19 protein-coding genes are annotated in these 18,306 nt (G+C 43.1%); 18 read left to right on the forward strand and 1 reads right to left on the reverse strand.

Annotation, left to right across the window (positions count from 1 at the left end):
* The first annotated feature begins 21 nt into the window (after positions 1-21).
* The 18 genes from fliO (at position 22) to ACROAE_RS16075 (ending at position 16,654) form a co-directional block, all read left to right on the forward strand.
* Positions 22-432 (forward strand): flagellar biosynthetic protein FliO, encoded by a 411-nt coding sequence (gene fliO, locus ACROAE_RS15990; RefSeq protein ID WP_432403619.1) that lies wholly within the window; start codon positions 22-24, stop codon positions 430-432.
* A gap of 17 nt (positions 433-449) precedes the next feature.
* Positions 450-1,193 carry a flagellar type III secretion system pore protein FliP gene (fliP, locus tag ACROAE_RS15995; RefSeq protein ID WP_432403621.1) on the forward strand — a complete coding sequence of 248 codons (744 nt, stop codon included), beginning with the start codon at positions 450-452 and terminating at the stop codon, positions 1,191-1,193.
* Between the two features lie 12 nt (positions 1,194-1,205).
* Positions 1,206-1,475, forward strand: coding sequence for a flagellar biosynthesis protein FliQ (gene fliQ, locus ACROAE_RS16000; RefSeq protein WP_432403524.1), 270 nt, complete (start codon positions 1,206-1,208; stop codon positions 1,473-1,475).
* A 3-nt stretch (positions 1,476-1,478) separates the two neighbouring features.
* Positions 1,479-2,282 carry a flagellar biosynthetic protein FliR gene (gene fliR / locus ACROAE_RS16005; protein ID WP_432403526.1) on the forward strand — a complete coding sequence of 268 codons (804 nt, stop codon included), beginning with the start codon at positions 1,479-1,481 and terminating at the stop codon, positions 2,280-2,282.
* 9 nt (positions 2,283-2,291) lie between these two features.
* On the forward strand, positions 2,292-3,425 hold the full coding sequence (flhB, locus tag ACROAE_RS16010; RefSeq protein ID WP_432403528.1) for a flagellar biosynthesis protein FlhB: 1,134 nt from the start codon (positions 2,292-2,294) through the stop codon (positions 3,423-3,425).
* A gap of 115 nt (positions 3,426-3,540) precedes the next feature.
* Complete coding sequence (gene flhA / locus ACROAE_RS16015; RefSeq protein ID WP_432403530.1) at positions 3,541-5,640, forward strand: flagellar biosynthesis protein FlhA; 2,100 nt, start codon at positions 3,541-3,543, stop codon at positions 5,638-5,640.
* Between the two features lie 29 nt (positions 5,641-5,669).
* On the forward strand, positions 5,670-7,055 hold the full coding sequence (flhF, locus tag ACROAE_RS16020) for a flagellar biosynthesis protein FlhF (protein WP_432403532.1): 1,386 nt from the start codon (positions 5,670-5,672) through the stop codon (positions 7,053-7,055).
* 4 nt (positions 7,056-7,059) lie between these two features.
* Entirely contained in the window at positions 7,060-7,941 is an 882-nt protein-coding gene (locus ACROAE_RS16025; protein ID WP_432403623.1) for a MinD/ParA family protein, read from the forward strand.
* Entirely contained in the window at positions 7,934-8,653 is a 720-nt protein-coding gene (locus ACROAE_RS16030; protein WP_432403534.1) for an RNA polymerase sigma factor FliA, read from the forward strand. The genes ACROAE_RS16025 and ACROAE_RS16030 overlap by 8 nt, the downstream gene beginning before the upstream one ends.
* Before the next feature lie 45 nt (positions 8,654-8,698).
* Positions 8,699-9,082 carry a chemotaxis response regulator CheY gene (cheY, locus tag ACROAE_RS16035; RefSeq protein ID WP_432403536.1) on the forward strand — a complete coding sequence of 128 codons (384 nt, stop codon included), beginning with the start codon at positions 8,699-8,701 and terminating at the stop codon, positions 9,080-9,082.
* A gap of 13 nt (positions 9,083-9,095) precedes the next feature.
* The gene (locus ACROAE_RS16040; protein WP_432403538.1) at positions 9,096-9,833 is read left to right on the forward strand and encodes a protein phosphatase CheZ; all 738 of its coding nucleotides are present in this window, start codon (positions 9,096-9,098) and stop codon (positions 9,831-9,833) included.
* Between the two features lie 15 nt (positions 9,834-9,848).
* Entirely contained in the window at positions 9,849-12,089 is a 2,241-nt protein-coding gene (locus tag ACROAE_RS16045) for a chemotaxis protein CheA (protein WP_432403540.1), read from the forward strand.
* Between the two features lie 26 nt (positions 12,090-12,115).
* Positions 12,116-13,342: a protein-glutamate methylesterase/protein-glutamine glutaminase gene (locus ACROAE_RS16050; protein ID WP_432403543.1), complete on the forward strand. Its 1,227-nt coding sequence runs from the start codon at positions 12,116-12,118 to the stop codon at positions 13,340-13,342.
* Positions 13,335-13,790, forward strand: a complete 456-nt coding sequence (locus ACROAE_RS16055) for a membrane anchored protein in chemotaxis locus (protein WP_432403545.1) — start codon at positions 13,335-13,337, stop codon at positions 13,788-13,790. Before ACROAE_RS16050 ends, ACROAE_RS16055 begins: the two co-directional genes overlap by 8 nt.
* Before the next feature lie 37 nt (positions 13,791-13,827).
* Positions 13,828-14,622 (forward strand): ParA family protein, encoded by a 795-nt coding sequence (locus ACROAE_RS16060; RefSeq protein WP_432403547.1) that lies wholly within the window; start codon positions 13,828-13,830, stop codon positions 14,620-14,622.
* Complete coding sequence (locus ACROAE_RS16065) at positions 14,606-15,676, forward strand: chemotaxis protein CheW (RefSeq protein ID WP_432403549.1); 1,071 nt, start codon at positions 14,606-14,608, stop codon at positions 15,674-15,676. Before ACROAE_RS16060 ends, ACROAE_RS16065 begins: the two co-directional genes overlap by 17 nt.
* A gap of 2 nt (positions 15,677-15,678) precedes the next feature.
* Positions 15,679-16,173, forward strand: a complete 495-nt coding sequence (locus tag ACROAE_RS16070) for a chemotaxis protein CheW (protein WP_432403551.1) — start codon at positions 15,679-15,681, stop codon at positions 16,171-16,173.
* Between the two features lie 82 nt (positions 16,174-16,255).
* A complete protein-coding gene (locus ACROAE_RS16075) occupies positions 16,256-16,654 on the forward strand; it encodes a DUF2802 domain-containing protein (protein ID WP_432403553.1) in 399 nt (132 codons plus the stop codon).
* A gap of 175 nt (positions 16,655-16,829) precedes the next feature.
* On the opposite strand, the gene ACROAE_RS16080 is transcribed toward ACROAE_RS16075, so the two are convergent.
* The gene (locus ACROAE_RS16080) at positions 16,830-18,224 is read right to left on the reverse strand and encodes an RsmB/NOP family class I SAM-dependent RNA methyltransferase (RefSeq protein ID WP_432403555.1); all 1,395 of its coding nucleotides are present in this window, start codon (positions 18,222-18,224) and stop codon (positions 16,830-16,832) included.
* Positions 18,225-18,306 lie beyond the last annotated feature (82 nt).

Below are 18,306 nucleotides of genomic sequence, written 5' to 3' on the forward strand. Positions count from 1 at the left end.
CAAGGAATGACCGTGGCAAATATGATCTCAATGCTCAGTGTGATGGCCCAAGCATTGACCGATGCCGAAGTGCCCAATGCTGCAAACTCTGCAACTACCGCTGTACTCACTCGCACCTCTGAAGTTTCAAATACTGCAACACTTGCCAATATGGTGGGTGGATTAATTGTGGTACTGGCGATCATTTTTGTCTTAGCTTACATTGTAAAACGTCTAAATCTTGTGCCATCAAATGGTGGGGTCATTAAAACACTTGCGGTGACGCCCATTGGCCAACGTGAAAAAGTGATGCTTATTGACGTTAATGGCCAGCAATATCTTCTCGGTGTTACTCCGCAAAGTATTAATCTCATCGACAAATTAGACACCGCGGTAGACGTCTCTGCAACTTCATTTGCCAGCCGTTTGAGAAAAGCTAAGGAACAGCAATAATGAATAAATACACTAGCATGTTGCTGATGGCCATTATGGCAATGCTCGGGTTATTGATGGCTCCTGATGCGTTCGCGCAAGATGGTATTTTACCGGCTGTTACTGTGACCACAGGCGCCGACGGTGCAACAGAATATTCAGTAACATTACAAATTTTATTGCTGATGACGGCGATGAGCTTTATCCCAGCAATGGTGATTATGCTGACATCGTTTACGCGTATCATTGTGGTGTTATCGATATTAAGGCAAGCATTGGGTTTACAGCAAACACCATCAAATCAAGTGCTTATTGGCATTAGCTTGTTTATGACGTTTTTTATTATGGCGCCAGTATTTGATAAGATTTATGTCGAGGCGGTTGAACCATATGTTAATGAAACCATGACCTTAACCCAGGCATATGATGTTGGCAAAGAACCGATAAAAACGTTTATGTTGTCGCAAGTTCGCACCACAGACTTACAAACCTTTATTGAAATTTCGGGCTACAAAGACATTCAATCTCCAGAGCAAGCGCCAATGAGCGTGGTGATCCCTGCGTTTATTACCAGTGAACTAAAAACCGCTTTTCAGATTGGTTTTATGTTGTTCGTGCCGTTTTTAGTGCTCGATTTAGTGGTCGCCAGTATCTTAATGGCTATGGGTATGATGATGTTATCGCCGATGATTGTGTCACTACCTTTTAAAATTATGTTATTTGTTTTAGTTGATGGTTGGGGCCTAGTGATGGGCACATTAGCGAATAGCTTCGGAATATAAGGCCGCCTATTTATGTCTCCAGAATCGCTAATAGATATCTTTAGAGAAGCATTGTCGGTCATTGTACTGATTGTGTCGGCGATTATTTTGCCCGGTTTGTTTATTGGTTTGATTGTGGCAGTGTTTCAAGCGGCAACCTCGATTAATGAACAAACCTTAAGTTTTTTACCTCGTCTTTTAGTGACCTTGTTTGCACTAATGTTTTTAGGTCACTGGCTAGTACAAACGATGATGGATTTTTTCCTTGATATGGTAAACCTCATTCCTTTAGTGATAGGTTAGGTTATGGATATTTTGTTTGATGAAATAAGTCAAACAATTGCCGCATACCTGTTGCCGTTTTTTCGCATCTCATCGATGTTGATGGTGATGACAGTTTTTGGTGCTAATACTACACCATCGCGTGTACGTTTAATGTTATCGGTTGCCATTACCGTTGCTGTTGCGCCGGTATTACCACCAGTAGAATCCATTGAGCTCGTGGCGTTTAGCTCAGTATTTGTGATTGCTCAACAAATTCTTATTGGTGTGTCGATGGGGTTTGTTACTTTAATGGTGATGCAGACATTTGTGTTAACAGGGCAAATTATTGGTATGCAAACCAGCTTAGGGTTTGCCTCTATGGTCGACCCTGGTTCAGGTGAGCAAGTACCTGTGGTGAGTAATTTTTTTTTACTGCTCGCGACGCTGATATTTTTAGCCGTTGATGGCCATTTATTAATGTTCAGAATGCTGGTGGCCAGTTTTGAAACGATCCCTATATCGACTCAAGGTATTTCAATTGCCAATTACCGCGCGTTAGCTGAATGGGGCAGTTATATGTTTGGGGCGGCATTAACCATGTCAATCTCGGCGATTGTGGCCTTATTACTGATTAACCTCTCTTTTGGTGTGATGACCAGAGCGTCACCTCAGTTAAACATTTTCTCTATTGGTTTCCCCGTTACCATGGTCAGTGGTTTGCTGATTTTATGGTTAACCCTTGGCCCTATCATGGCGCATTTTGATGAAGTCTGGCAGGCGGCACAGCTGTTGATGTGTGATGTGTTACAACTTCAATGTCAAACCGACGCTGCAATCGTGTTCTAAGGAGGGAAAATGGCCGAAAATGACAGCAGTCAAGAACGCACAGAAGAACCCACCAGTAAGCGACTTGAACAAGCACGTGAAAAGGGTCAAGTTGCTCGCTCAAAAGAACTCGGAACCGCCGCGGTGTTATTGGCTGCATCAGTAGGTTTTGCCATGACTGGACCTTCTATTGCGATTAGTCTTTACAACATCATGAAACAAATTTTCTCCATGGAGCGCGATCAAATATTCGATACCAACTCGATGTTTCGTGTTTGGGGCGTCGTGGGTAATGAGCTTGCCTGGCCACTGTTGAGTTTTATTGTATTGTTGGCGTTTGTGTCTTTCTTAGGCAATATCGTATTAGGTGGAATGTCTTTTTCGGTCAAAGCATTTATGCCTAAAGGCAGTAAGCTTAATCCGATGAATGGCTTTAAACGCATGTTTGGTACTCAAGCGTTGGTTGAGTTAACTAAAGGTATCGCTAAGTTTGCTGTTGTTGCGCTGTCGGCATATTTTTTATTAAGGTTTTATTTTTACGATATTTTAATGTTATCGAACGACCATTTGCCGGGTAATGTGTACCATGCGTTAGATCTGCTGGTATGGATGTTTATTGTTTTATGCAGTTCAATGTTGCTGATTGTCATTATTGATGTGCCGTTCCAGATTTGGAATCACAATAAACAGCTTAAAATGACCAAGCAAGAAGTCAAAGATGAATATAAAGACTCTGAGGGTAAACCAGAAGTCAAAGGGCGTATTAGGCAAATGCAGCATGAATTGGCTCAGCGCCGAATGATGACAGAAGTGCCAAAAGCGGATGTGATTGTGGTTAACCCCGAGCATTATGCAGTAGCGGTTAAATATGATGTGACCCGTTCATCGGCTCCATTTTTAATTGCCAAAGGCGTAGACGATGTTGCGTTTAAAATACGAGAAATTGCTCGTGAACATAACGTCGCTATTGTGTCAGCTCCTCCTCTTGCCAGGGCTATTTACCATACCACCAAGATTGACCAACAAGTGCCAGAAGGGCTCTTTACTGCAGTAGCTCAAGTATTAGCCTACGTGTTTCAACTCAGACAGTATCAAAAAGGTAAGGGACGTAAGCCTAAACCTATTCCTTACAAACAGCCTATCCCCGATGATTTAAAATATTAAGCTCAGCGTGTTTTTAGATAATGCTATTTTTGGCTTAATTCTTGCTTTCTAAGTTTATTCGCGTCAATTAACAGTCCATTGACGCAGTAGACTGACAGAAAGGGTTCATCTAAATATGGATGCAAAAGCAGCTTTTGGGCAATTTAAACAAATAAGACCATCTACTTTTAAAGGTATCGGTACGCCTGTATTAGTTTTGGCTGCATTAGGGATGGTGATTTTGCCTATCCCGCCATTCTTGCTCGATATCTTGTTTTCTTTCAATATAGCCTTAGCGTTAGTGGTGTTACTCGTCGCGATTTATACCGACAGACCCCTTGATTTTGCTGCCTTTCCTACCGTGTTACTTGTCGCGACGTTGTTGCGATTAGCGTTAAACGTCGCTTCAACTCGAATTGTATTGTTAGAAGGCCATAACGGTGGAGATGCCGCGGGTAAGGTGATTGAAGCCTTCGGCTCTGTGGTAATTGGCGGCAATTATGCTGTGGGTTTGGTGGTGTTCATTATCCTAATTATCATTAACTTTGCTGTAGTAACTAAAGGTGCTGGGCGTATTGCAGAAGTGAGTGCTCGCTTTACCCTCGATGCAATGCCCGGCAAACAAATGGCCATTGATGCAGATTTAAATGCGGGAACGCTTACTCAAGACCAAGCGCGTATTCGCCGTGCTGAAGTGACCCGTGAAGCTGACTTTTATGGCGCAATGGACGGTGCATCTAAGTTTGTAAAAGGTGATGCTATTGCCGGTATTATGATCCTAGTGATCAACATCCTCGGCGGTTTTGTTATTGGTATAGTGCAACATGATCTCGATTTCTCAAGTGCGGTAGAAATTTATACCTTACTGACCATTGGTGATGGTTTAGTGGCGCAAATACCTGGCTTACTATTGTCTATTGCTGCGGCCTTAATGGTAACGCGTCAAAATGAATCTGGTGATATGGGCCAGATGATGATGAGTCAGATGTTTGACAATCATAAGTCTTTAGCGATTGCCGCAGGTCTACTGTTTATTATGGGTATTGTACCCGGCATGCCGCATGTGGCATTTTTAACGTTTGCATTTATCACCGCCGGCGCCGCTTATTTTGTTTACAAACGTAATATTGAAAGAAAGCAAGCCGCGTTAGTCGTCGCGACTAAAGGCCCTGCGGAAGCCAAAGATAAAGAACCTAAAGATTTGAGCTGGGATGATGTGCGCCACGTTGACACCATCGGTCTTGAAGTCGGCTATCGGTTAATTCCATTGGTTGATAAATCCCAGGGTGGCGAATTATTAGGCCGTATTAAGGGTGTTCGTAAGAAATTATCTCAAGAGTTAGGATTTTTAGTGCCAGCAGTGCATATTCGTGACAATCTAGACTTATCACCCAATGCTTATCGGATTTCATTGATGGGGGTTGTGGTGGGTGAAGCCGAAGTGAGACATGACTGTGAACTGGCAATTAACCCAGGTCAAGTTTATGGCAAGCTCGACGGTATTGAAACTCGCGATCCTGCATTTGGTTTAGAGGCCGTTTGGATTTCGCCAGAGCAACGTGAGCATGCACAAACATTAGGCTACACAGTGGTAGATACCGCGACCGTTGTCGCAACCCATATTAGCCAGTTGTTAAGCAACAATGCCGCTAAACTATTAGGCTACGAAGAAGTGCAGCAGTTAATGGATATGCTGGCAAAGAACTCACCAAAATTAGTAGATGGTTTTGTACCCGACGTTATGCCTTTAGGCTCTGTGGTTAAAGTCATGCAGAACTTATTAAATGAGGGTGTATCGGTTCGAGATTTACGCACAATCGTCCAAACGTTATTAGAGTATGGTAGTAAGAGTAATGATACTGAAGTATTGACAGCCGCAGTGCGTATCGCCCTAAAACGGATGATAGTCCAGGAGATCTCTGGACCAGAACTTGAAATCCCTGTCATTACATTGGCGCCTGAGTTGGAACAGATGTTGCATAAGTCTATGCAGGCGACAGGTGGAGAAGGGCCAAATATTGAACCCGGACTCGCAGAACGCATGCAGCAGTCACTTTTAGATGCTGCACAGAAGCAAGAAATGGTTGGGCAACCAGCCATATTATTGACATCTGGTATGCTGAGATCCACGCTGTCACGATTTGTTAAATACACTATTCCAAATTTACGAGTGATTTCTTACCAAGAAATCCCCGACGAGAAACAAATCAGAATTGTTTCTGCAGTAGGTCAATAGTGATAACGTCAGTTTAAAGAGGTGCGTACGTGAAAATTAAACGATTTTTTGCCAAAGATATGCGTGCAGCATTGGCACAAGTTAAAGACACCTTAGGGTCTGACGCTGTCATTATGTCTAATAAAAAAGTGGCTGGTGGCATCGAAATTGTTGCCGCGGTTGATTATGACGAACCAAAAGCCGCTATGGCGTCGCAAGCGCCAACGAATAGCTTTATGGATGTCAGTGAAGATAGAGTTTCATTGGGCGCTAAACCTGCCGTTAAGGCACATTCAAAAGTGAGCCCACCGCCTGCAGCGGACTCGTTACAAGCATTACTTGAAAAGCAGCACAATCGCATGGCACAGCAAATGTCTGTGCATCAAGATGAACCAGAGTTACCTGAATGGGCTCGCCAATTACAAGGGGCTAAAACGGCTAAGCCTACCCCAAGTGCGCCACAGGTAAATCATCTTGAAAAACCCAATAAAAGTAATAAAAATCAATCTGCCGAGCTAGACTCATTGCGTGAGGAAATGGCATCGTTAAGAAGCTTACTGACCCACCAGGTGTCTTCTTTAATGAAAGATCACAAAAAGCGCTCTGATCCAGTTGGCGCCATGTTAGAAAGTAAATTAATTGCAGCTGAGTTTTCTCCCGCTGTTGCTGCTAAACTAGCTGGGCTGAGCCAACACTACACGCCAGCAGACTTAGTGCGAGCATTACCACAAAGTTTAGCTAATTTACTTGATAATCAAGGTGATGATATTGTTAAACGTGGTGGTGTAGTTGCTTTTGTTGGCCCAACGGGTGTCGGTAAAACGACTTCTTTAGCAAAAATTGCTGCGCGGTTTGCTGCACATCATGGTCCTGAACAAGTCGCGTTGATTACGACAGACCATTATCGAATTGGAGCATATGAGCAATTAGCGACATATGGTAAAATTATGGGCTGCCCTGTTAAGCAAGCACATGATTTAAGCGAATTAGAGCAGATTTTATATCAATTTAGAAATCGTAAGCTAGTGTTAATTGATACTGCGGGAATGGGACAACGAGACATGCGTCTTTATCAACAACTTGATAATTTGACTGCAAATAGTAGGATCCCAATTCGCAGTTATTTAGTGATGTCTGCCACTGGCCAGCGTCGTGTATTGCAAGATGCAGTTGAACACTTTAAACGCATTCCGTTATCGGGTGCTATTTTGACTAAATTAGATGAATCAGTATCAATTGCAGGTGCATTGAGCGTATTGATTCAAAATGAGTTACCATTGAGTTATGTTACTGACGGTCAACGTGTTCCAGAAGACATGAAAGTGGCTGATACACTAGAATTAGCCAAACAAGCACTAGCCGCATTAAACGAAACAGAACAACCAACGTCACAAGACACGGCATGGTCAAATGACACTGCCTATGCATTTGAGTAAAGATATGACTCGGGATCAAGCAAGTGGTTTACGTATGATGAATCAACCAAATAACGATAAAGTTAAAGTAATTGCCGTATCCGGTGGTAAAGGCGGAGTCGGTAAAACAAGCGTATCAATTAATACCGCAGTCGCATTAGCCGAAAAGGGCAAGCGTGTACTGGTGCTTGATGCTGACTTAGGTTTAGCCAACGTTGATGTGATGCTAGGGATCCGTGCAGAGAAAAATTTATCTCATGTTTTGTCTGGCGATGCCGAATTAGATGACATCATTGTCCGTGGGCCAAAAGGGATCGGTATTGTGCCGGCCACGTCTGGTTCACAAGCGATGGTTGAATTGACCCCAGCGCAGCATGCCGGTTTAATTCGTGCCTTTAGTGAAATGCGCACCCAGTTCGACATTTTAATTGTTGATACGGCTGCGGGTATTTCAGATATGGTGCTGAGTTTTTCGCGGGCGTCACAAGATGTATTAATCGTTGTATGTGATGAACCTACATCGATTACTGATGCTTACGCCCTGATTAAAATTTTAAGTCGTGAACACGGTGTGTTCCACTTCAAAATTGTGGCAAATATGGTGCGTAGTTTACGCGAAGGCATGGAATTATTTGCTAAACTCAGTAAAGTAACAGATAGATTTTTAGATGTGGCCTTAGAGCTTGTCGCTAGTGTTCCTTTCGATGAAAATTTGCGCAAAGCAGTTCGTAAACAAAAACTGGTCGTAGAAGCCTTTCCAAAATCACCTTCTGCGATTGCATACCAAGGGTTGGCCAATAAAATTATGACCTGGCCTGTACCGCAACAACCTGGTGGTCACTTAGAGTTTTTTGTTGAACGCTTAGTACAACGTAAACCAGTAGAAGAGGGGAGAGCGAGTGAATAAAGCCGCAGCGTATACTCAGTTCGATAACAAAACATCGATTGTTGAACAGTATGCACCGTTGGTGAAACGCATTGCTCATCATATGTTGGCAAGGCTGCCAGCATCAGTGCAACTGGATGATTTATTACAAGCAGGTATGATGGGGCTTCTAGAAGCATCATCAAAATTTGATGGCACCAAAGGGGCTAAATTTGAAACCTTTGCTGGCATTCGTATTCGTGGCGCAATGATTGACGAAATTCGCCGCGGTGACTGGGTTCCACGCTCAGTTCATCGTAATAATCGCCGTGTAGCCCATGTCATTGACGAACTTGAACAAGTGTTAGGGCGCGATGCACGAGACACAGAAATTGCTGAAAAACTTGATATGTCTCTCGATGAGTACCATCATATCTTAAATGATGTTTCTGTCGGTAAAATCATAGGCATAGAAGACCTTGGTGTTTCCCAGGATGTGTTAACCACAGACGACGAATCCCCAAATGAAGCTTTTGATTCTCTCGCCGAGACTCAGTTCCAATCTGCACTGGTTGAAGCAATTAAAACCTTGCCAGAAAGAGATGCTTTAGTGCTGTCGTTATATTATGACGAAGCATTAAACTTAAAAGAAATCGGTGCCATCCTTGAGGTAAGTGAGTCGCGAGTTAGCCAGATATTAAGTCAGGCCATGCTCAGACTAAAAGCCAAACTCAAGCATTGGACACAAGAATAATAACTAATTATAGAGCAAACGAGTGTCAGCTCACCGGAGGAAACCTTGGACAAGAATATGAAGATTCTTATTGTTGACGATTTTTCAACAATGAGACGTATCATTAAGAACTTGTTGCGAGACTTGGGATTTAATAATACCCAAGAAGCAGATGATGGCTCAACAGCCCTACCTATGTTACAAAAAGGTCATTTTGACTTTGTTGTAACCGACTGGAATATGCCGGGAATGCAGGGTATTGATTTACTTAGAGCAATCCGTGCAGACGATTCACTAAAACATTTACCTGTATTAATGGTTACGGCTGAAGCTAAGCGTGAGCAAATCATTGCTGCGGCTCAAGCTGGTGTTAATGGTTATGTTGTTAAACCGTTCACAGCCGCTACGTTAAAAGAAAAGTTAGACAAAATCTTTGAACGACTCGCTTAAGCAAGGATAAGTCATGCAGGCATCAATATCGGGGTTAATTACTCTCGAACAGGCCCAGCAACTTGTTGAACTGCTATCGGCGGGAGAGCAAGGTAAAGCTGACGAATTAATTAGAGATTTAGCGACTCCTCTGCAGCGTGAGCTGTTTGAAGAGGTCGGTAAACTCACTCGCCAATTGCACAGCGCACTAAAAGATTTCCAAGTTGATAACCGTTTATCTGAATTAGCGAACACTGAAATTCCGGATGCTAAAGAAAGATTAAACTATGTTATTGAGATGACAGAACAAGCTGCTAATAAAACCATGGATGCGGTTGAAGAATGTTTGCCTTTGGCCGATACCATTATAAGCAACATTCAATCTGTAACGCCTATGTGGGATAAACTGATGCGTCGCGACATCGAACTGGGTGAATTTAAATCACTTTGTCATGATGTTCAGCAGTTTATGTCTAATAGCGAGCATGATTCTAACCGTCTTCGTGAATTGCTCACTCAGATATTGATGGCGCAAGACTTCCAAGATTTAACCGGTCAGATGATCCGCCGAGTGATTGAACTAGTGCGCGAAGTAGAGAGTAATTTAGTATCCATGTTGACCGTTTTTGGTGACCATACTACTGAGTCATTACCTACAATTAAAGATAATAAGATAGAGGCAGAAGGCCCAATCATGAACGCTGAGTTACGTGAAGACGTGGTCACGGGTCAGGATGAAGTTGATGATCTGCTATCAAGTCTGGGTTTCTAATTAGGAGTCAATTTAATGTCATTTGATGTTGATGAAGAGATACTCCAGGACTTTTTAATTGAAGCTGGTGAGATTTTAGAGCTTCTACAAGAGCAGCTGGTCGCTCTTGAAAATAATCCTGATGACAGTGATTTACTTAATGCTATTTTCCGTGGATTTCACACCGTCAAAGGTGGGGCAGGTTTTCTAAGCCTTAAACCCATGGTTGATGTGTGTCACGAAGCAGAAAACACGTTTGATCTTTTACGTACTGGTAAACGTGTAGTCAATGCAGAGCTAATGGACATAATTTTGCAAGCGGTTGATGCAATTAATACCATGTTTGCTCAAACTCAACAGGGACAACAACAAGACCCTGCCGATTCAGACTTGTTAGCAAAACTAAAATTATTAAGCTCTGGCGCTCCACTGCCGTCTGAAATGGGTCAATCAACTGCTGAACCTGAAATCATAGAAGAAGCCGCTGAAGTCTCTGAACCTGAATATGTCGAAGACATTAGTGTGCAATCTACTTCTGCACCTAGCTCAACTGGTATTGATGAAATTGACGAATCTGAATTTGAAGCATTACTCGATGCCTTGCATGGCTCAGGTAAAAGCCCAACCTCAACAGCTACATCCGCTGTAAATCAAGACACCATAGCACCTAAATCGGCCAGTGCATCATCAAGCAATAGTGATGAAATTACCGATGATGAGTTTGAAGCATTACTTGATGAGCTTCATGGTTCTGGATCGTTTAAAGCCAAAGCTGAAACCACTAGCGAACCCATTAAGCCAGCAGAACCGGTTGTTGAACCATTAGTCGACTCTGATGAAATTACCGATGATGAATTTGAACGCTTATTAGATGAATTACATGGTAAAGGCAGTGCTCCAGTCGTTGCTAAACCAGCAGCCCCTGTCGTAGCGGCTACGCCTACACCTCCTAAAGTTCCTGACGCACCGAAAGCTGTTACACCAGCCCCCGTTGCCAAAGCCGCGCCGGCAGCAGTGCCCGTACCTAAAGCTGAAGTCGCCAAAGATAAAGCGCCTGTACCTGTCGCGGCTAAAGCCAATGCAGTCCCACAAGGCGAAACGACGGTTCGTGTAGATACTGCTCGTTTAGACCAGATTATGAATATGGTTGGCGAATTAGTGTTAGTGCGTAATCGCCTGGTGAGTTTAGGCATTACCCGCGAAGACGAAGAAATGTCTAAAGCGTTGGCCAACCTTGATCTCGTTACCGCTGACTTGCAGGGTGCGGTAATGAAAACCCGCATGCAGCCAATTAAGAAAGTGTTTGGCCGTTTCCCAAGGGTTGTCCGCGATTTAGCTCGAACATTAAATAAAGAAATTGATTTGATCATGATTGGTGAAGAAACCGATCTTGATAAAAATTTAGTTGAGGCACTAGCCGATCCATTAGTCCACTTAGTGCGAAACTCGGTAGACCATGGTATTGAAATGCCGATTACGCGTGAAGCCAATGGCAAGCCTCGAACAGGCACCATTACGCTTTCTGCGAGTCAAGAAGGTGACCATATCCTGCTTAAAATTGAGGATGATGGCGCAGGGATGGATCCTGAAAAGCTAAAACAAATTGCTATCACTCGCGGCGTGTTAGACGAAGATGCCGCATCAAGAATGACTGATAACGAAGCGTATAATCTGATTTTTGCACCAGGCTTCTCAACTAAAGTTGAGATATCTGATATTTCAGGCCGTGGTGTGGGCATGGATGTGGTTAAAACTCGCATTAATCAGTTAAACGGTACTGTTCACATTGATTCAATGAAAGGCAAAGGCACGGTTCTTGAAATTAAAGTGCCGTTGACCTTGGCGATTATGCCAACCTTAATGGTCGATGTGTCTAAGCAAGTATTCGCATTGCCGCTGTCGAGTGTGAATGAAATATTCAATTTAGATTTAACTAAAACTAATATTGTCGATGGCCAATTAACGGTGATTTTCCGTAATAAAGCTGTGCCATTGTTTTATCTTGAGCATTGGCTTCATAGCAAGAAAACGACGTTTAAGCATGGTGATAAAAAGCATGGCCATGTTGTTATTGTGCAGCTTGGCACTTTGCAGATTGGTTTTGTTGTCGACGCACTTATTGGTCAAGAAGAAGTGGTGATTAAGCCCTTAGGCAGTATGTTGCAAGGCACGCCTGGTATGGCTGGAGCAACAATTACTTCAGACGGCGGCATTGCGCTTATTTTAGATATTCCCGGTTTACTTAAACATTACGCCAAAAATAAAAACAAAAAATAAAAAAGTTCCATAAATTAAGGAATTAAATGGCCATAAAAGTATTAGTTGTAGATGATTCTAGCTTTTTTCGACGTCGAGTCAGTGAAATTGTTAATCAAGATCCTGATCTCGAAGTCGTTGCTGTTGCTGTTAATGGCAAAGAAGCGGTTGAGATGGCTGCAAAGTTAAACCCTCAAGTGATCACGATGGATATCGAGATGCCGGTTATGGACGGTATTAGTGCTGTCCGTGAGATCATGGCTAACAATCCTACACCTATTTTAATGTTTTCTTCGTTAACACATGACGGAGCTAAAGCGACACTTGATGCGCTAGAAGCTGGCGCGCTCGACTTTCTCCCGAAACGTTTTGAAGACATCGCGACCAATAAAGATGATGCAATTAGTTTGCTACAACAGCGCATCAAAGCGTTGGGTCGCAGACGAATGTATCGACCGAGCGCGTTATCAACTCCGAGTGCATTATCTAGCAATACAATAGACTCTCGTCGTTCATCGAGCTTATCAGACAACAGTTTAAGTGCATCTCGCCGACCATTAAGCTCAAGAATTAATCAAAGCACTGCAGCTGTTGGGAATGCTTCATTACCCTCGCGCAGCGGATTAACTTCGCCAGTGACTGAGCGTCAATCAGCACAGATTGCTCCATCAGTGTCTACTATTCGAGCCAGTGGTAAACAATACAAAGTCTTATTAATCGGTACCTCAACAGGTGGGCCTGTTGCACTACAAAAAGTGCTGACGGCATTTCCAGCTAATTACCCGCACCCTATTGTACTCATTCAACATATGCCGGCCGCGTTTACGCCCGCATTTGCTGCTCGTTTAAACTCGTTATGCAAAATAGAAGTGAAAGAAGCACAAAATGGCGACGTCATGCGTGCTGGTTGTGCGTATCTTGCACCTGGTGGTATGCAGCTAATGTTAGAGCGCGCCGGGATGACCGCACGCTTAAAAGTGTTAGCTGGTAACGCAGACATGAATTATAAACCATCGGTAGATATTACTTTTGCGTCAGCATCTAAAGCTTATGGTGGTGATGTCTTGGCTGTGGTATTAACTGGGATGGGAGCCGATGGCCGCGAAGGCGCCAGAATGCTTAAGTCAGCTGGAGCGACTATTTGGGCTCAAGATGAAGCCAGTTGTGTCGTATATGGAATGCCACAAGCCGTTGCTTCTGCTGGAATATCGGTACATTCTATTGCGCTTGATAATATGGCCGATGCGATTTTAAAAGAGACCAGTCGTGGCTAATTCAGCAACATCATTAATCACTAAGCTTCGATTAGGCTTATTTTTGTGCTTTGTTGCCATCCTTGTGTTAGGCAGTTTATATCTTGATTCACGGCGTAAAATGACCTTACTTACAAAAGAGGTTGAACAACTAAAATCTTCGCAAGTGTTATTGATGGTACCGGAAGACCAAGCTGAAAATATTTCCAATTGGTTGTTAATGCATCCAGAGCAAACCCAAGCCATGATTAGTCAGTCGGGCAAAAATGACACGAAAAGTGTGCTAGTTGGGCCAGGAGCAGAGGCGCCTAACAATGACAAATTATCACCATCGACTGACAGCTCACAGACATTACCAACGCATGAAGTTATAGTGTCTGAAAATGCTCAAGGCGTTAAAGTGATTCGCTTGCCTAATGGCGGTATTCGAGTTACCACTCGAGAAGATAAACAACAAAAACAGCAATGAGCATTCCATCGCATAATGATAAGTTGAGAGGCTTTTTTTGAAAGTATGGACAGTAGCAAATCAAAAAGGTGGTGTCGGTAAAACCACCACGGTTGCCAGTTTAGCTGGAGCGTTAGCTAAACGTGGTCAACGTGTGTTGATGATTGATACCGATCCTCATGCTTCATTGGGCTATTACTTGGGTATTGATTCCGATGAAGTACCAGGGTCGCTTTATGATGTGTTTTTAAATCATCAAGCTTTGACTCAAGAATTGATTATGCAAAATGTGATACCCACTCAAATAGAAGGTTTAGATATTATTCCCGCCAATATGGCACTTGCCACACTTGACCGTTCTTTAGGTCATCAAGAAGGTATGGGGCTAGTATTACGTAATTTATTATCATTAGTTGAAGACAAATACGATGTGGCCATTATTGATTGTCCGCCAGTGCTTGGGGTATTAATGGTCAATGCGTTAGCGGCGAGTAATCATATTATTATTCCGGTGCAGACTGAGTTTTTAGCGATAAAAGGTTTAGAGAGAATGGTGAAAACCATGGAAATTATGGGCCGTTCTAAAAAGACCCGTTATAGCTACACAGTGTTACCGACAATGTACGATAAACGCACCAAAGCATCACCAATAGCGTTACAGTTTTTACAAGACAAATATGGACAAACATTGTGGCCTAATGACGTGATCCCAGTAGATACCAAATTTAGAGATGCCAGCCTAGCGCATTTACCCGCATCACATTATTCTGCGACGAGTCGTGGGGTTAAAGCATACAATCGTCTGCTTGATTTTTTATACGCTCGGGAGTTTACTCATGTCAAAATCGGTTGATGAAACTGTTTTTGATTATTTCAGTATTTTATTACAGGAACCGGCAGAAGCCCAACCTGCAATAACATCTGAAACCAAGCCAGTCGCTGCACCTATCGCGGTTCATCCTAAATCGATAGACAATGCTAAGTCAGCACAAGAGAGTGCAGATGTGACCAGTAAACCTGAGTCTTCATTTGCGTCACAAATAAAAGCTGCGAGTGCTCGACGTTTTGCTGAACCCGCAACTCAAGTCGATAAATTAGCACTGGAAAAGCTACTGTCTGCGGTATCGCATGTCGACAAAGGCACTGATATACAGCTGCAAATTAAGGCCAGTGCAGAAAGAGTGCGTCAAGCTATCAGCCAAACAGAGACGACACCTGTTGAGCAATCCGCGCTAAAAAGTATAAATATACAAAAAACGTCATTAACGAATAAAGAAATCAAACCGTTAGTCGATATAAAAACTGATAATAGTGCGCTAGCTGAATTAAAAGACGCTATTATTAAACATGACAAGCTCGCTGAAGACAAAGCCGCGCAACAACAAGCGTTGCAAACGCAAACTGGGGCGACACCACCGAGTATTACTCAAAATTTACAAGACGTATTAGATGATGAATTTCAGGTATTATTCTTTAATGTTGCAGGCTTAACCTTAGCCGTGCCATTAGTGAGTTTAGGTGGCATTATAAAGATAGAGAAAATTAACCATCTCATTGGTAGGCCGTCATGGTTTAAAGGAGTGCAAACTCACCGCGACAGTAAAATTAATGTGGTTGATACCTGTGCCTGGGTCATGCCAGAAAAATATACACCGGCACTGGCAGAAACAGTGAACTATCAGTATCTTGTTATGTTAGAAAACAGTTCTTGGGGCTTAACCTGTGAGTCATTGGTTAATGCCGTGAAGATAGACAAATCACACGTCAATTGGCGTGAAAAACCGGGTAAGCGTCCTTGGCTTGCTGGGGTAGTAAAACAACAAATGTGTGGCATTTTGCATGTACAAGCATTGATTGAAATGCTTGATGCAGGTTTAGGTTGTCAGGATTCGATTGACCGAGGTTAACTATGAGCGATTCTAGAAGTGTAGCAGCGGTTGCTGCGGGTAAAGACGATGCAGTATTACAATGGGTAACATTTAAGTTAGACCATGAAACCTACGGCATCAATGTAATGCAAGTTCAAGAAGTGTTGCGTTATACCGAGATAGCCCCTGTGCCGGGCGCGCCTGATTATGTACTAGGCATTATTAACCTTCGTGGCAACGTCGTGACCGTCATTGATACGCGCTCACGTTTTGGTTTGCAGTCAGCTGAGCTTGATGATTCTACCCGTATTGTGATTATCGAAGCCGAAAAACAAGTTATTGGTATTTTGGTAGACAGTGTTGCAGAAGTGGTTTATTTACGTCGCTCAGAAATCGATAACGCGCCAAATGTGGGAACTGAAGAAAGTGCTAAGTTTATTCAAGGCGTGAGTAATCGTGATAATGAATTATTGATTTTAGTCGACCTAGATAAGTTATTGTCAGACGACGAGTGGGACGAATTAACACAGCTTTAATTTTTAATTTGTAATCCTAAAGCCAACCATTGTTTGTTGGCTTTTTATTTTGCTTTTATGTAATGGCAATGTAGGTATGTTGATGGGTGATGAATTTTTAATTGCTGCGCTAGTTTCCGTGATTATTTGCCTTGGTTTGGTGCTTTACTTACAAAAACAATCACGCAAGTTAAAGACTAAAGTTGACGCATTAACCGTGCTAGTTAAAGAAAGTGATCGCCAACGCGAAGCTGTAAAACGCGAATTACAAGAATTGCGCAGCGGCACGATTGGTGTTGGCCGTCGAGTGGTTGAACTAGAAAAAAAGCTTGTTCAACAGTCCGATATGATTGAAGAATCCAGCCAGCAAGACCCACAAGCTAAGTTGTATTCTCGTGCGGTTAAAATGGTTGCGCTAGGGGCGGGTATTGAAGAGTTAATTCAAGAATGTGAACTACCCAAAGCCGAAGCCGAGCTGATTTTAAGATTGCATCGAAAGTAATACCAATCCGCATTCTGAGTCATCACTTATTAAGACGGAATGGTATATAGATAAAAACAACAACGCCATCAACTTGATGGCGTTTTGTTACTAATTATTAGACTGATTAATGATTAGACTAACTAATGACTAATTAATTGTCATTGAAAGCATAAGAATAGGCTTGAAGTCGCGCTTATTTTCGACGCATTTTAGCGACGAACATACCGTCACTGTCTGCCAGTTGCGGCCATATGGTGAGCATGTTGCATAACTCACCAGTAAACGGGTGTGTAATTGGAATAAGCTCAAATTCATTGGTTTGCGCCAAAAAAGCCTCCACGACATGCTCGTTCTCACTCGGCGACAGTGAACATGTGGCATACACTAACTGCCCACCCGATTTAACAGCTGCAGCACTTCGAGTTAAAATATCCAATTGAAGCGCGGGTTTATCGCTGACTGCACTGACATCGTCTAACCAGCGCATATCAGGATTTCGGCGCCACGTGCCCGTACAGCTGCAAGGTGCATCGACTAACACGCCATCAAATGCATTGGGGTTAACGGGAAGGGCATCTGACTTCCAAGCTGAAACCGAGATATGCTTAAAACCAGCACGCTTAGCCCGTTTGTTCAGTTCTTCTAATGGTTTGTTACGGATATCTGAGGCAATAATACTGCCGCGACTATTTGGGTCTTGTTGCAGCATCAACGAACGTAATTGCAAGGTTTTACCGCCAGCGCCACTGCAGGCATCCCACCATTGTTCATTCGCTTGGGGCTGACAGATCTGGCCAATCACTTGCGACGCAAGATCTTGAATCTCAAGATGCCCGAGTTTATACGTGTCGACTTCATTGAGGTTAATACTTTTATGACCCAGGCTCATGGCGTCAGTAAAAAACTCACTTGCTGTAGCTTCAATACCCGCTTTAGACAACTGCGCTAAAGCTTGTTTAGTCGTCATATTTTGTACTCGGGCCCAAATGGGTGGGCGGCTGCTCATGGCTTCAACAACGGCTGTTTTTTCTGTTGCTGTTACAGGGCAGGTTTGCCAAAACCATTGGGGTAATAAGTCACTGGTTTGGCACTGTGTCATACCTGATAAGTCAATAAATAGCGCTAACTTATCATTGACACTCTCGGTGCGTTGAGTTTTGTTAACTTGATCTCCAGGAGCTTCCTTCTCTGCTTTGGTCGCATCGTGCCATGCTGCAATATCGTCCCAAGCTTGGGTGACATCGTGCCATGTATGTTGTTCAAGTGCTGCACAGGCACTTAATTGCCTAAACCAAATCACATGCTGTTGTGATGCTTGTAACTGGCTCAGCCAACCCCACCAACGAAATAAACCAAATAGACTTTCGCGGATCACTCGTCTGTCTTTTGAACCGTGTTTTTTATTTTCACGAAAATATTGGCCAATAATCCTATCAGCAGGCATTTTGCTGCTCATCACTTGATTAAACAACATTTCGATTGTTGCTGCATAACTGAGCGCACGCTTTTGCGCTGGCGTAGTGGCTTCAATGTTGAGGGTATCATTGAACACAGAAAGGGCGGGTTGAGCAGAACGTGTTTGACTCATGTAATGACCTGATATGACGATATAACAACGATGTTGGTGCAACTTAATGCAATATGGCGGTAGTTTACCATGTCTTGAAACG

It is taken from the genome of Shewanella sp. MF05960, from assembly GCF_050849305.1.
GTDB lineage: Bacteria > Pseudomonadota > Gammaproteobacteria > Enterobacterales > Shewanellaceae > Shewanella.